The organism is Streptomyces sp. NPDC029674 (assembly GCF_044903205.1).
Taxonomy (GTDB): domain Bacteria; phylum Actinomycetota; class Actinomycetes; order Streptomycetales; family Streptomycetaceae; genus Streptomyces.
On sequence record NZ_JBJDPY010000020.1, the window covers coordinates 62,918 to 75,792 of the forward strand.

General features: G+C 75.6%; 10 protein-coding genes. 4 read left to right on the forward strand and 6 right to left on the reverse strand.

The genetic code is table 11. The features are described from left to right. Nucleotides 1-77 precede the first annotated feature (77 nt). The 3 genes from ACI2L3_RS34325 to ACI2L3_RS34335 are packed head-to-tail and all read left to right on the forward strand — an operon-like array spanning nucleotide 78 to nucleotide 3,800. A complete protein-coding gene (locus ACI2L3_RS34325) occupies nucleotides 78-656 on the forward strand; it encodes a (2Fe-2S)-binding protein (RefSeq protein WP_404756329.1) in 579 nt (192 codons plus the stop codon). Continuing rightward, nucleotides 653-1,648 carry an FAD binding domain-containing protein gene (locus ACI2L3_RS34330; RefSeq protein WP_404756330.1) on the forward strand — a complete coding sequence of 332 codons (996 nt, stop codon included), beginning with the start codon at nucleotides 653-655 and terminating at the stop codon, nucleotides 1,646-1,648. The genes ACI2L3_RS34325 and ACI2L3_RS34330 overlap by 4 nt, the downstream gene beginning before the upstream one ends. A 55-nt stretch (nucleotides 1,649-1,703) precedes the next feature. Next, complete coding sequence (locus ACI2L3_RS34335; protein WP_404756331.1) at nucleotides 1,704-3,800, forward strand: xanthine dehydrogenase family protein molybdopterin-binding subunit; 2,097 nt, start codon at nucleotides 1,704-1,706, stop codon at nucleotides 3,798-3,800. A 17-nt stretch (nucleotides 3,801-3,817) separates the two neighbouring features. Here the strand turns inward: ACI2L3_RS34335 and ACI2L3_RS34340 are convergent, their stop codons facing one another. From ACI2L3_RS34340 to ACI2L3_RS34355, 4 genes are all read right to left on the reverse strand, one after another. Then, nucleotides 3,818-4,852, reverse strand: a complete 1,035-nt coding sequence (locus ACI2L3_RS34340; RefSeq protein WP_404756332.1) for a PHP domain-containing protein — start codon at nucleotides 4,850-4,852, stop codon at nucleotides 3,818-3,820. Nucleotides 4,853-4,921: 69 nt separating this feature from the next. Beyond that, a complete protein-coding gene (locus ACI2L3_RS34345; protein WP_404756333.1) occupies nucleotides 4,922-5,803 on the reverse strand; it encodes an SDR family oxidoreductase in 882 nt (293 codons plus the stop codon). Nucleotides 5,804-5,839: 36 nt separating this feature from the next. Beyond that, nucleotides 5,840-7,465 (reverse strand): phytoene desaturase family protein, encoded by a 1,626-nt coding sequence (locus ACI2L3_RS34350; protein WP_404756334.1) that lies wholly within the window; start codon nucleotides 7,463-7,465, stop codon nucleotides 5,840-5,842. Next, the gene (locus ACI2L3_RS34355; RefSeq protein ID WP_404756335.1) at nucleotides 7,458-7,952 is read right to left on the reverse strand and encodes an SRPBCC family protein; all 495 of its coding nucleotides are present in this window, start codon (nucleotides 7,950-7,952) and stop codon (nucleotides 7,458-7,460) included. Before ACI2L3_RS34355 ends, ACI2L3_RS34350 begins: the two co-directional genes overlap by 8 nt. Before the next feature lie 253 nt (nucleotides 7,953-8,205). Between ACI2L3_RS34355 and ACI2L3_RS34360 the strand changes: the two genes are divergently transcribed. Next, on the forward strand, nucleotides 8,206-9,693 hold the full coding sequence (locus ACI2L3_RS34360) for an SDR family oxidoreductase (RefSeq protein ID WP_404756395.1): 1,488 nt from the start codon (nucleotides 8,206-8,208) through the stop codon (nucleotides 9,691-9,693). 314 nt (nucleotides 9,694-10,007) lie between these two features. On the opposite strand, the gene ACI2L3_RS34365 is transcribed toward ACI2L3_RS34360, so the two are convergent. Together ACI2L3_RS34365 and ACI2L3_RS34370 are read right to left on the reverse strand one after the other, a co-directional pair. Continuing rightward, entirely contained in the window at nucleotides 10,008-10,946 is a 939-nt protein-coding gene (locus tag ACI2L3_RS34365; RefSeq protein WP_404756336.1) for a response regulator transcription factor, read from the reverse strand. A 284-nt stretch (nucleotides 10,947-11,230) separates the two neighbouring features. Then, the gene (locus ACI2L3_RS34370) at nucleotides 11,231-12,691 is read right to left on the reverse strand and encodes a KR domain-containing protein (RefSeq protein WP_404756337.1); all 1,461 of its coding nucleotides are present in this window, start codon (nucleotides 12,689-12,691) and stop codon (nucleotides 11,231-11,233) included. Between the last annotated feature and the right edge of the window lie 184 nt (nucleotides 12,692-12,875).

A 12,875-nucleotide genomic window follows, 5' to 3' on the forward strand; every position in this document is an offset into this window, starting at 1 on the left:
GCCGGAACGTGTGTCCTGACTCAGGCTGGATACGCGATGACGTCACGCAGACGGCCGGGACGAGGGAGCAGAGCGCCATGGGAACCGATGTGTTCCATTCACCAGTGCCCATGAAAGTGAACGGCAGGCCGTGCGAGCCCGTCGTCGATCACCGCTCCACCCTGCTGGACGTCCTGCGGGAGCAGCTGGATCTGACGGGCGCCAAGAAGGGCTGTGACCACGGGCAGTGCGGTGCCTGCACCGTCCTGGTCGACGGGCGGCGCGCCAACAGCTGTCTGCTGCTGGCCGTCGCCCTGGAAGGGTGCGACATCACCACCGTCGAGGGGCTGCGGGCCGCCGGCGGTAAGGGCCCGCACCCGCTGCAGCGGGCCTTCGTGGAGCGCGACGCGTTCCAGTGCGGGTACTGCACCCCGGGGCAGATCTGTTCGGCCGCCGGTGTCCTGGCGGAGGCCGCGGCGGGCCATCCCTCGCACGTGACGGACCCGGGCGCGGCCGCCGGCGCGCCGGTGGCGCTGAGCAGGCCGGAGATCCGTGAGCGGCTCAGCGGCAACCTGTGCCGCTGCGGCGCCTATCCGCACATCGTCGAGGCCGTCGAGGACGCCGCGACCGCCGAGAGCCCCGGGGCCGCCGGGAGCGCCGAGGGGGCGGTCCGGTGAAGTCGTTCATGTACGTACGGGCCCACAGCGTCGACGAGGCGACCGCCGCGCACGCCGGCCGGCCCACCTCGCGCTACCTGGGTGGCGGAACCAACCTCGTCGACCTGATGAAGCTGGGCGTGGAGCGGCCCCGCACGCTCATCGACGTCAGCCGGCTGCCGCTGGACAGGGTCGAGGAGCTCGCCGACGGCTCGGTGCGGGCCGGTGCGACGGTGCGCAACAGTGACCTGGCCGCCCATCCGCTGGTGCGCAGCCGCTATCCGGTGCTCTCCCAGGCGCTGCTGGCGGGCGCCTCCGGCCAGCTGCGCAACATGGCCACCACCGGCGGCAATCTGCTCCAGCGCACCCGCTGCCCCTACTTCCAGGACCTGGGCAAGCCGTGCAACAAGCGCGAGCCGGGCACCGGGTGCGGGGCGCGCGAGGGCGTCCACCGCGACCACGCCGTGCTGGGCCATTCGGCGCAGTGCATCGCCACCCACCCCTCCGACATGGCGGTCGCGCTCGCCGCGCTCGACGCCCGGGTCGAGCTGCAGGGCCCGCGGGGCGCGCGGACGCTGCCGGCCGCCGAGTTCCACCGGCTGCCGGGCGGGCGCCCGGAGCTGGACACCGAGATCGCGCCCGGCGAGCTCATCACCGGGGTGCTGCTGCCGCCCGCGGCGCCGGGAGCGGTCTCGGCCTACCGCAAGGCGCGCGACCGTGCCTCCTACGCCTTCGCGCTCGCCTCGGTCGCCGTGGTGCTGGGCGTGCGGGAGGGGGTGGTGGACCAGGTGCGGATCGCGTTCGGCGGGCTGGCCCACCGGCCCTGGCGCGCCCGCCGTGCCGAACAGGCGCTGCTGGGCCAGGCGGTGGGCGAGGAGGTGTTCGCGCGGGCCGTGGAGGCGGAGCTCGCGGACGCCGAGCCGCTGCGGGACAACGCGTTCAAGGTGCGCCTGGCCCGCAATCTCGCCTGCGACGTCCTGCGGCGGCTGAGCGCCGCGCCCCCCGCGCCCTGACCTGCGCCCGCCCTTTGTGCCCCTCGCCGTGCCCCTCGCTCCAGGGAGAAACCTCATGCCGGACACCGTCAACGCGCTCGGCGCGGACCTCGAGCGCAGGGAGGGCCGCGACAAGGTGCACGGGATCGCCCGTTACGCCGCCGAGCACACGCCCCCCGGGTGCGCCTATGCCTGGCCCGTCGCGGCCACGGTGGCGCGCGGCGAGATCACGGCCCTCGACGACCGGGCGGCGCTGGCGCTGCCCGGCGTCATCACGGTCCTCAGCCATCTGAACGCGCCGCGCCTTGCCGAGCCGGACGACGCGACGCTGGCGGTGCTGCAGAACGCCCGTGTCCCGCACCGGGGCTGGTATGTGGCGCTGGTCGTCGCCGACAGCCTGGAGGCGGCGCGCGAGGGCGCCGCAGCCGTGCGGGTGAGCTGCGCCGAGGAGCCCCACGACGTCACCCTGCGCGCCGGGCATCCCGACGCCTACGTACCCGAGGACTCGGACGGCACCTCGGGAGAACATGTGCGCGGCGACGCGGAGGGGGCGTTCGCGGCCGCGCCGGTGCGCGTGGATGCCCGCTACCGGGTGCCGCCGCTGCACAACCACCCCATGGAGCCGCACGCGGCCACCGCCCACTGGCAGGACGGGCGGCTGAGCGTGTACGACTCCAGCCAGGGCGCGAGCACCGTCCGCGATGTGCTGGCGGGCCTGTTCGGGCTGTCCAAGGAGCAGGTCACGGTCGTCTCCGAACACGTCGGCGGCGGTTTCGGCTGCAAGGGCACGCCGCGTCCGCATGTGGTGCTCGCCGCCATGGCCGCCCGCGAGATTGGCCGGCCGGTCAAACTCGCCCTGCCCCGGCGGCAGCTGGCGGCCGTGGTGGGGCACCGCGCGCCGACGCTGCACCGGGTGCGGCTGGCCGCCGAGCGCGACGGCAGGCTGACCTCGGTGATCCATGAGGTGACCGCGCACACCTCCCGCGTCAAGGAGTTCATGGAGACGGCCGCCGCCGCCACCCGCGTCATGTACGCCTCGCCGCACGGCCGCACCACCCACCATGCGGTGCCGCTCGATGTGCCCACCCCGTCGTGGATGCGGGCCCCGGGCGAGACGCCGGGCATGTACGCGCTGGAGTCGGCGATGGACGAACTCGCCCTCGCCCTCGACATCGACCCCGTCGAGCTGCGGCTGCGCAACGACACCGGCACCGAGCCCGACAGCGGGCGGCCGTTCAGCAGCCGGCACCTGGCCGAGTGTCTGCGCGAGGGGGCCCGCCGATTCGGCTGGTCCGGGCGCGATCCGCGGCCCCGCACGCGAGCCGAGGGGCCGGTGCTGGTGGGCAGCGGGGTCGCCGCGGCCACCTACCCGGTGATCGTCGCACCGTGCCGGGCCAGTGCCCACGCCCACCCGGACGGGCGGTTCGTGGTCCGGGTCAACGCCACCGACATCGGCACCGGGGCCCGTACGGTGCTCGCGCAGGTCGCCGCCGACGCGCTGGGAGTGCCGGTGGAGCGGGTGCGCACCGAGATCGGCAGCAGTGACCTGCCCACGGCGCCGCTGGCCGGCGGCTCCTCGGGCACGGCGTCGTGGGGGTGGGCGGTGCACGAGGCCTGTACGCGGCTGGCCGGGCGCCTGTCGGAACAGCGGGGGCAGCAGCTGCCGCCGGAGGGGGTGGGCGCCACGGCCGACACGGCGGGCAGCGCCGACGCCGGCAGTGACTATGCCCGGCACGCTTTCGGCGCCCACTTCGCCGAGGTCGGCGTGGACACGGTGAGCGGGGAGGTGCGGGTGCGCCGGCTGCTCGGCGTCTACGCCGCCGGGCGCATCCTCAACCCCCGTACCGCCCGCTCGCAGTTCATCGGCGCCATGACGATGGGGCTGGGGATGGCGCTGACGGAGAGCAGCACGATGGACGGCGCCTTCGGTGACTTCGCGGAGTGCGATCTGGCGTCGTACCACGTGCCCGCGCACGCCGATGTGCCCGACATCGAGGCGCACTGGATCGAGGAGGACGATCCGCACCTCAATCCGATGGGCAGCAAGGGCATCGGGGAGATCGGCATCGTCGGGACGGCGGCGGCGATCGGCAACGCGGTGCACCATGCGACCGGGGTGCGGCTGCGGGAGCTGCCGCTCACCCCCGACCGGGTGCTGAACAGCGCCCTCTGAGTTCAAGGAGAAGGCTCTCAGGGGGTGGTGCGGGCGCGGCCGGCCCGGGTCCAGGACAGGACTTCCTCGGCCGTCCAGGTGGTCACCACCCGCTCGGCCGGTACGCCGCACTCCTCGGCCCGCGCGCATCCGGTGATCTGCCAGTCCAGCTGGCCGGGCGCGTGGGCGTCGGTGTCCACGCAGAACAGCGTCCCGGCGTCGACGGCCCGGCGCAGCAGGTGGCGGGGCGGGTCGAGGCGTTCGGGGCGGCTGTTGATCTCCACGGCCGTTCCGGCGGCGGCGCAGGCGGCGAACACCTCGTCCGCGTCGAACTGGGAGGGCGGCCTGCCGCGGCCGGTGACCAGGCGGCCGGTGCAGTGGCCCAGCACGTCGGCCCGCGGGTTGCTGACGGCGGCGACCATGCGCCGGGTCATCGCGGCGGCGTCCATGCGCAGTTTGGAGTGCACCGAGACGACCACGACATCGAGCCGGTCCAGCAGCTCCGGCTCCTGGTCCAGGGAGCCGTCCTCCAGGATGTCGCACTCGATGCCGGTCAGCAGGCGGAAGGGGGCCCACTGCCGGTTGAGTTCGGCGATGACCGCCAGCTGTTCGCGCAGCCGGTCGGGGGACAGTCCGCGGGCGATGGTCAGCCGCGGCGAGTGGTCGGTGAGCACGGCCCACTCGTGGCCGATCTCGCGGGCGGCGCGGCCCATCGCCTCGATGGGGCTGCCGCCGTCGGACCAGTCGGAGTGCAGATGGCAGTCGCCGCGCAGCAGCGCCCGCAGCCGGGCGCCGGCCTCGTCCTGGGCCAGCGGGGCGCGGGCCTCCTCCTCCAGGCGCTCCAGATAGTGCGGCACGGTGCCGGCCAGCGCCTCGCGGATGACGGCGGCGGTCTTGGGCCCGATGCCCTTGAGGGCTTCCAGGGAGCCGTCGGCGGCGCGGCGCGCGGTCTCGCCCTCGGCCAGCCGGCCGATCACGTCGGCCGCGGTGCGAAAGGCCCGGACCCGGTAGGTGGGGGCGCGGCCGCGTTCGAGCAGGAAGGCGATGCGTTCCAGGGCCTTGACGGGCTCCATCGGCGCCTCCGTACCTCTCGTCTGCCAAAGGAGGGCGGGTGTGTGCCGCTTCCAGCCTCGCCCCTCTCGTCAGCGGGCGCCGCCCCGGGCGGCCTGATCGGCCCGGCCCCCCTCGCCCAGCGGGCCGCTCTGGGCCAGGGGCAGGCCGGGGGGCCGGTGCTGGAAGCGGGCCCGGGACAGGCGGGTGACCAGGGGCGGCAGCAGGGCCCGGCCCGCCTGTGCCAGCCGGGTCCAGGCGGGCAGGTAGAGGGCGGTGCGGCGCTCTTCGACGGTGCGGGCGAGGCGGGCGGCGACCTGGGCCGTGGGCAGGAGGCGGCGGGCCGGGGGCGGCAGGAGACGGCGTGGCTCCCTGAGGCCCGGGTGGGTGTGGACCTCGCGGAGCATGTCGGTGTCGACCCAGTTGAGGTAGGCGATGCCCACCGCCATGCCGCGGTGGGCCGTCTCGGCGCGCAGGGCGTGGGCGAAGGCTTCGGCGCCCGCCTTGGAGGCGCAGTAGGCGCTCAGCAGGGGGACGGCGCCCAGCGCGGCCGTGGAGGCGATCTGCAGGTAGTAGCCGCGGGTGTGCAGCAGGTCCGGCAGGAAGGCCTGGGCGGTGAATGCGCTGCCGGTGAGGTTCACCTCGATGACCCGGCGCCACGCGCGGGGGTCGGCGCTCTCGATCGGCCCGGCCTGTGCGATGCCCGCGTTGGCGATGACGGCGGACGGCCGGCCCAGGCGCTCCCGCACGCGGTGGGCGGCGCTGCGCAGGGCGGCCGGGTCGGTGACGTCGACCTCGAGGGCCAGTGCCGGGGCGGGCAGCGCGGCCGCCAGCTCCTCCAGGGCGGCCCGCTCGTGCCCCAGCAGGGCGACCCTGGCGTGCCGGCGGGCCAGTTCCCGGGCGAGCGCGGCGCCCACGCCCCGGGCCGCCCCGGTCACCACGACGGTGCGCCCGCTCAGCGGGCTGTCGCGCATGCCGGGCTCCTTCCTCGACGGGCGGCGGCGCGCCGGTTAGGGGCGGGGGTGCCTGGTGCCGGTGCGGTCGCGGGCGGTGAGCCTGCGCTGGGCCTTGGACAGCAGGGGCAGCCGGCGGCGCAGGGCGGCGCGGGCCGCGTTGGCGCCGGGGGCTCCGTGGACGCCGCCGCCGGGGTGGGCGCCGGCCGAGGCCAGAAAGAGGCCGGGGATGGGGGTCTCGGGGCGGCCGGTGCCCGGCGAAGGGCGGAAGAACAGCTGCTGGTGCAGGGAGGTGGTGCCACCGTTGAGCGCCCCGCCGTGCAGGTTGCGGTCCATGGACTGCAGGGTGGTGGGGGCCAGGATGCGGCGGGCGCGGATGAGGGCGCGAAAGCCCGGGGCGAAGCGCTCGACCTGCTCCTCGACGCGGTCGGCCATCCGCTCCTGCTCCGCCGGGCTCCAGGCGCCGGTGATGTGCTGCCCGCCGGCGTCGGCGCGGATGTCCTGCGGCACGTGGGTGTAGGCCCAGGCGGACTCGGTGCCGGCGGGTGAGCGGGTGGCGTCCGCGGTCGTCATCTGGCCGAAGAGCAGGAAGGGCCGGTCGGGTACCTGGTGCATGGCCAGCTGCGCGGCGAACCGGGTGAGTTCGTCCACCCCGTCGGCCAGGTGGACGGTGCCCGCGCCGGCGGCCTCCTTGGCCTGCCAGGGCACCGGCCCCTCGAGCGCCCAGTCGACCTTGAAGGTGGCGAAGTCCCACTGGAAGCGGCGCAGGTCGGCCAGGAGCTGGCCGGGCAGGTGCTCGGCGGCGACCAGTTCGCCGTACAGGGCGGGCACGGACACGTCGGCCAGGACGGCGCGGGCGGCGGGCACAGTGTCGCCGTCCGCGGTGCGCACCGCGACGGCCCGCCCGCCGCTGACGATGATCTCCTGGACCCGGCGGCCGCACTGCACGGTGGCGCCGCGCGCGTGCAGGCGGGCGACGAGTGCCTGGATCAGTTCGCCGGCGCCGCCGACCGGGACGGGAAAGCCGTAGCTCTGGCCCAGCAGGGCCATGAGCCAGCCGAAGCCGCCGCTGCCCGCCGCCTCGGGCGCCAGGTCGGCGTGCAGGGCGTTGCCCGCCAGCAGCAGGCGGCCGCCCTCGCCCCGGAACTCCTCCTCGCCCAGGCGGCGCACCGGCAGCACCAGGGTGCGGGCCAGGTGCAGGGCGCCGGCCGTCTTGAGCCGCCAGGCCAGGCGTGCGGCGGCCCGCACCGGCGGGAAGGGGGTGAACAGGGCGTCCAGGATGTCGGGGTGGATGTCGTGCCACAGGTCGTGCAGGCGCTGCCAGGCCGCGCCGTCGCCGGCGGCGAAGGCCTCCAGGGAGTCGGCGGTGACCTCGACCCGGCGGTCCAGGACGGCGCAGCTGCCGTCGCTGAGGGGGTGGGCCAGGACGTGCGGGGCGTGGCTCCAGTGCAGGCCGTACTCGTGCAGGCGCAGCCGCCGCAGGATGGGCGAGGCGGCGGCCAGCGGATAGAAGGAGCTGAAGAGGTCGTTGACGAAGTCGGGGTGCACGCCACGGTCGTGGCGCACCGCGCCGCCGGGCTCGCTCTGCTCCTCCAGGACCGTCACGCTCCACCCGGCATCGGCCAGGAGGTTGGCGGCGACCAGTCCGTTGGGGCCGGCCCCGATCACCACCGCGTCAGGCATGCGCTTCGCCGCCCTGCGGGCCGGTCACCGTGCCCAGGGCGCGGCGCGGGCGCTGCGCCTCGGCTTCGCAGACCTGGGCGAGGCGGGCGAGCATCGCGCGGTGGCGCAGCTGGATCAGTGCCTCCACGCCGGCGTTGTGCAGGGCGCCGCCCATGCCGCGCAGCGGGTGTTCGTCCACGATGACCAGGCAGTGTTCGCCCCAGGGCCGCAGTTCGATGGCGATCCGGGCGGTGCCAAGGACGCCTGCCTTGGCCTCCAGTTCCAGGGTGGAGCCTTCCTCGCAGCGCCGCACGACCGTCTCGTTGGTGGCCCGGACGGGGCCCAGCCGTACCTGGTATTCCAGGGCCGCGCCGACGGCGGGCCAGTGGCCGCGCACCGGCTTTGAGGAGGCGGTTCCCACCACCCACTGGGCATAGCGGCTGCCGTCGGCGAGGACGGACCACACCGTGGCCGGACTCACCCTGATCAGTCGATGACGCAGTGCCATCCTTTGCCTCCCTGACTCGCCGTCATCGCCGAGTGCCCCGAACCACCCTTTTCAATATCGTGCGGGAGGAGGGCCGCGGCCGCGCCTTGAGGGCGTGTGTCGCGGTGCGGGGCGCGGCGGGTGAGACTGCGGGGGTGAAGCGGCCCCGCTCCCCCGGCACCGAAACGAGGCGGCAGCGCACGTGAGCGAACACGAGGAGGCACCCGCCCAGGAGCCGTCCGCCCAGGAGGCGTCCGGGCAGGCGCGTGGGCAGGTGCCCGCGGGCGGGCGGCACGTCCTGGTGACGGGCGCCACCGGCTACATCGGCGGGCGGCTGGTCCCCGAACTGCTGGCGGCCGGCCACCGGGTGCGGTGCCTGGCCCGCTCCCCGCACAAGCTGCGCGATCACCCGTGGGCCGGTCGGGTGGAGGTGGTGCGCGGCGATGTGACCGACGCGCGGTCGCTGGCCGATGCCCTGCGGGGCATCGAGGTGGCGTACTACCTGGTGCACGCGCTGGACACGGGCGCCGGATTCGAGGACACCGACCGGCGGGCGGCGCGTACGTTCGCCGAGCAGGCGCGGGCGGCGGGGGTGGCCCGCATCGTGTATCTGGGCGGGCTGACCCCGGCCGGGGTGAGCCCGGCCAGGCTCTCGCCGCACCTGCGCTCGCGGGCCGAGGTGGGCCGCATCTTCCTCGACTCGGCGGTGCCCAGTGCGGTGCTGCGCGCGGCGGTCATCATCGGCTCGGGTTCGGCGTCCTTCGAGATGCTGCGCCATCTCACCGAGCGGCTGCCGGTGATGGTGACGCCCAGCTGGGTGCGCACCCGCATCCAGCCGATCGCGGTGCGCGACGTGCTGCGCTACCTCGTCGCCTGCGCCGGCCTGCCCGCGGACCTGAACCGCGCCTTCGACATCGGCGGCCCGGACGTGCTGACCTACCGGGGCATGATGCGGGCGTACGCCGAGGCCGCCGGGCTGCCGCACCGGCTGATCGTGCCCGTCCCCCTGCTGACGCCCCGGCTGTCGGGGTACTGGGTGGGGCTGATCACCCCGGTGCCGCACGCCATCGCCCGGCCGCTGGCGCAGTCGCTGCGCCATGAGGTGGTGTGCCAGGAGCACGACATCGCCCGCTACGTTCCCGACGGCCCGGGCCGGCCGCTGCCCTTCGACCGGGCGCTGCGCCTGGCGCTGCGGCGGGTGCGCGACGCACAGGTCACCACCCGGTGGTCCTCGGCCTCGGTGGCCGGGGTGCCCAGCGACCCGCTGCCCACCGACCCGCACTGGGCCGGCGGCAGCCTCTACACCGACCGCCGCACCAGGGTGGTGGAGGCCTCCCCGCAGGCGCTGTGGCGGGTCGTCGAGGGCATCGGCGGCGAGCACGGCTGGTACTCCTTCCCGCTGGCCTGGGCGGTGCGCGGGCTGCTGGACCGGCTGGTGGGCGGGGTCGGTCTGCGCCGGGGCCGGCGGGACGCGCACCGCCTGCGGGTGGGTGACTCCCTGGATTTTTGGCGGGTGGAGGAGATCCTGCCGGGCCGGCTGCTGCGGCTGCGGGCCGAGATGCGCCTGCCCGGCCTTGCCTGGCTGGAGATGTGGGTGGAACAGGACGGCGCGGGCCGCACCCGCTACCGCCAGCGCGCGGTGTTCCACCCGCGCGGCCTGCTGGGGCATCTGTACTGGTGGTCGGTGGCGCCGTTCCACGCGGTGGTCTTCGGCGGCATGGCCCGCAACATCGCCAAGGCGGCGCGCCGGGAGGCTGATTGACCCTGCCCGGGCGGCCGTCGTACTCGCCGGGGTGGACGGTGACGACGACGCCGTGGGCGGGGCCGACGGCGTCGCGGCCGAAGGGCGGCAAACCGGTGCGGGCCGTCCCGCCGGGCAGCGCCCGGCAAGGCGAACCGTTGGCCCGTGCGACCTTGTGCCCGACCGGACCGTCGCGAGCGCCGCCGAGGCCGGCTTCGGCAGCTTCGGCAGAACCTTCATCCACCACACCGGCCTGCGCCCCGACGCGTACGGACGAGGACGAGGACGGGGCCAGGGTGGCCTGTTCGGTCCGCCGGGCGGGGCGCCCGTGTGCGTCAGCCGTGGGCGGCCGGGCACAAGGCGGCGGTGGCGGCCGGGACGGTGAGGCGGTAGCCGACGCCACGGACCGTTTCGATCCACTGCGGGGAGCCGAGTTTGCCGCGCAGGGAGCCGACGTGGACGTCCAGGGTGCGGGTGGAGCCGAACCAGTTCTCGTCCCACACCTGGGCCATGATCTCCTCGCGGCGCAGTACCGTGCCCGGCTCCTCCAAAAGCATCGCGAGCAGGTCGAACTCCTTGCGCGTGACGCGCACTTCACCGTCGTGCAGGTGGACCTTGCGGGTACGCGCGTCCAGACGCAGCGGGCCGGCCCGCAGGTGGCGCTGTTCTGCCTCCAGATGGCGCTGTTGGGTCTCCAGGTGGCGCTGTTGGGTCTCGGGGCGGCGCTGTTGGGTCTCGGGGTCCGGTCCCTTCGCCGGTGCGGGGGCGGCCGCGGCGCGGGGCGGCGGGGCGGCGGCGGGCTCGGGGCGGACGGTGAGTTGGGGGCGGGGGGCGCTCTGGGGGGTGAGCGGGCGCCTTTGGGCGGGGACGACGGGCGGGGGGACGGCATCGGCGGCCGGGCCCCCGCCGTGCCGCAGGCAGCCCGCGCCGCGGCGCAGCACCGCGCCGATGCGGGCGAGCAGTTCGTAGCGTCCGAAGGGCTTGGGGACGAAATCGTCGGCGCCGGAGTTCAGGGCCAGGACCTGGTCCAGTTCGTGGTGGCTGCCGCTGAGCACGATGATCGGTACGCAGGACTGTTCCCGGATGCGCCGGCACACCTCGTGGCCGGCCAGGTCGGGCAGGACGAGGTCGAGCAGTACCAGGTCGGCGGCGGGCAGTTGGTCCAGGGCGGCGGATCCGGTGCGGGTGTGCTGGGTGGCGTAGCCGTGCATGCCCAGCATCTGCTGGAGCGCCTCGGCCATTCCGTCGTCGTCCTCGACGATCAGTACGTTCATCAATCTCGCACGCCTTCCCGAGGAGTCCGTGGGTGGGACGGAGCTTCCCGAGCCTTGCCAGGGGGTGCACGCAGCGTCAACGCGTTTATGGCGCCGGGTGGCAAGAGGGGGGCGGGAAGGCGGGATTCCTGCCCGCGTCCTGTCATGGCGGGTGCGGGCGGCGGGGGGATCTGTCATGGGGTGGCCGGGGCGGGCGGGCGACCTTGTCATACGACTGGGATGCCGCGCCGGACACCGGCACGCTCCGTGACCGGCCGCCGCCCGCCCCGCCCCCCTTCCTTCTTTCAGCGTGCGGGTGCGGCGTTCACCGTCAGTTCGCTGCGGCCGCAGGCCAGCGCCTGGGCCAGGGCGGTGAGCCGGTCGGTGCCGGCGGGCCAGGACGCCGCGACCGTAACGCCGCGGCGCAGGCCCTCACCGGCCAGGCGGGCACGGTCGGCGGCCAGCGCGCCCAGGGCGCGGCCCACCGCGGCCGGGATCGCCGCGCCGATGCCCGCCCGGTAGGCGGCGGCCGAGGTGACCGACGCGAAGAAGTCCAGGGGCAGTTCGGCCGTGGCGCGGTCCAGGTGGCCGGCGCCGGTGACGGTGTCGGCCAGCGCCTGGCGGGCGCCCGCGGCGGACAGCCGGGACAGCGGGCGGGCCGCGCCGGGGTCGGCGCAGTGCAGCACGCCGTCCAGGCCGCCGAAGTGGTGCAGCGCCGTGCGGACGGCGGCGCGTACGTCGTCGTGGCGGGCGAGCCGGCCCCTGGCCTGGACGAGGCGGGCATCGGCCGGCAGCGGGCGGTGGGACGGGGCGAGCAGCACGATGTGGGCGCGGTGGCGGCGGGCCAGTGAGAGGGCCAGACGGGTGCCGGTGCCCTCCCCCGCGTCGGTGACCAGGTAGCGGCCGCCGGTCCGCAGCGCGGCGGCGGGCGCGCCGGGGCGCGGGCCGGGCGCGGCGCGCAGCACGCGGACCTCGCGGCCGGTGTCGGCGTAGCGGACCTCGCCCAACCCGGGGCGGGGCAGGGCGAGTTCGGCCAGCGCCAGCCGGAAGGGGTCGCCGGCCCAGGACGGCAGCGTCTGCACCCCCAGGGACACGGCGTCCAGACGGCCGTCCTCGACACCGGCGACCTGGGCCACCGCCCCGAACGCGGCGGCCAGTTCGGGACGGGCACGGCCGGTGACGAGGAAGGCCAGCCGCAGCGGATCACGCCGGACGGAGCCGCCGCACAGCGCGCGCAGGACCGGCAGGACCAGCTCTGCGGCCCGTTCCGGGGTCGTGGTGGCGGCCGGCAGATCGAACACCAGGACACGCGGCTCGTGCCCGGCCTCGCACAGGCCTTTCAGGTACGCCGTCCAGGAGGGAGCACTGCCGGAGATGTCCCGGCCGACACGGACGGTACGCACGCCGAGCGGAGCCCAGGCCCGGCCGGTGTCCCGACTGTCCACGATCAGCAGACTGCGGGCCGCTGCGCGGGCGGACGGCTGCTGGGGGCGGGTGGCGGCGGGCACCCAGACGGGGGTGTGGTGAAGGAGGAGGCCGCGCGGAGCACGGGGCTCCGACTCCGGCTTCCGCCCCGGCTCCCGTTCCCACGTCCGAGGCGGTGCGTCGGCCGCTGCGGCGCTGGCCGGGCGGCCGTACCGGGTGCCGAACTCCGGCTGCGGCTCCTGCGTCGGCTCCCGAGGCGGTGCGTCGGTCGCTGCGGTGCGGACGAGGCGGCCGCGCCGGATGTCGGCCTCCGGGTCCGGCTTCCGCTTCTCTGACAGCATGTCAACCGCTGCGGCCCTGGCCTTCATCGCTTCCACCCCGTCGTCGTCTTCCGGCTGCCCCTGGCCCGGTCCGTGGTGGCCCGGACCGGCCCCCCGTGGGCCGCGTCGCTTGGGTGGTGCCGGATGTGGATTTGCCGCCCAGCATGGGCGAGGGTGCGCCAGCGCAGGGGCAGGGTGAGGTCAG

What these genes read in the sequence shown, in the direction of transcription:
- ACI2L3_RS34325 (WP_404756329.1), top strand. Translation starts at nt 78, where the DNA reads ATGGGAACCGATGTGTTCCATTCACCAGTGCCCATGAAAGTGAACGGC.
- ACI2L3_RS34335 (WP_404756331.1), top strand. Translation starts at nt 1,704, where the DNA reads ATGCCGGACACCGTCAACGCGCTCGGCGCGGACCTCGAGCGCAGGGAG.
- ACI2L3_RS34340 (WP_404756332.1), bottom strand. Translation starts at nt 4,852, where the DNA reads ATGGAGCCCGTCAAGGCCCTGGAACGCATCGCCTTCCTGCTCGAACGC.
- ACI2L3_RS34345 (WP_404756333.1), bottom strand. Translation starts at nt 5,803, where the DNA reads ATGCGCGACAGCCCGCTGAGCGGGCGCACCGTCGTGGTGACCGGGGCG.
- ACI2L3_RS34350 (WP_404756334.1), bottom strand. Translation starts at nt 7,465, where the DNA reads ATGCCTGACGCGGTGGTGATCGGGGCCGGCCCCAACGGACTGGTCGCC.
- ACI2L3_RS34355 (WP_404756335.1), bottom strand. Translation starts at nt 7,952, where the DNA reads ATGGCACTGCGTCATCGACTGATCAGGGTGAGTCCGGCCACGGTGTGG.
- ACI2L3_RS34365 (WP_404756336.1), bottom strand. Translation starts at nt 10,946, where the DNA reads ATGAACGTACTGATCGTCGAGGACGACGACGGAATGGCCGAGGCGCTC.
- ACI2L3_RS34370 (WP_404756337.1), bottom strand. Translation starts at nt 12,691, where the DNA reads ATGCTGTCAGAGAAGCGGAAGCCGGACCCGGAGGCCGACATCCGGCGC.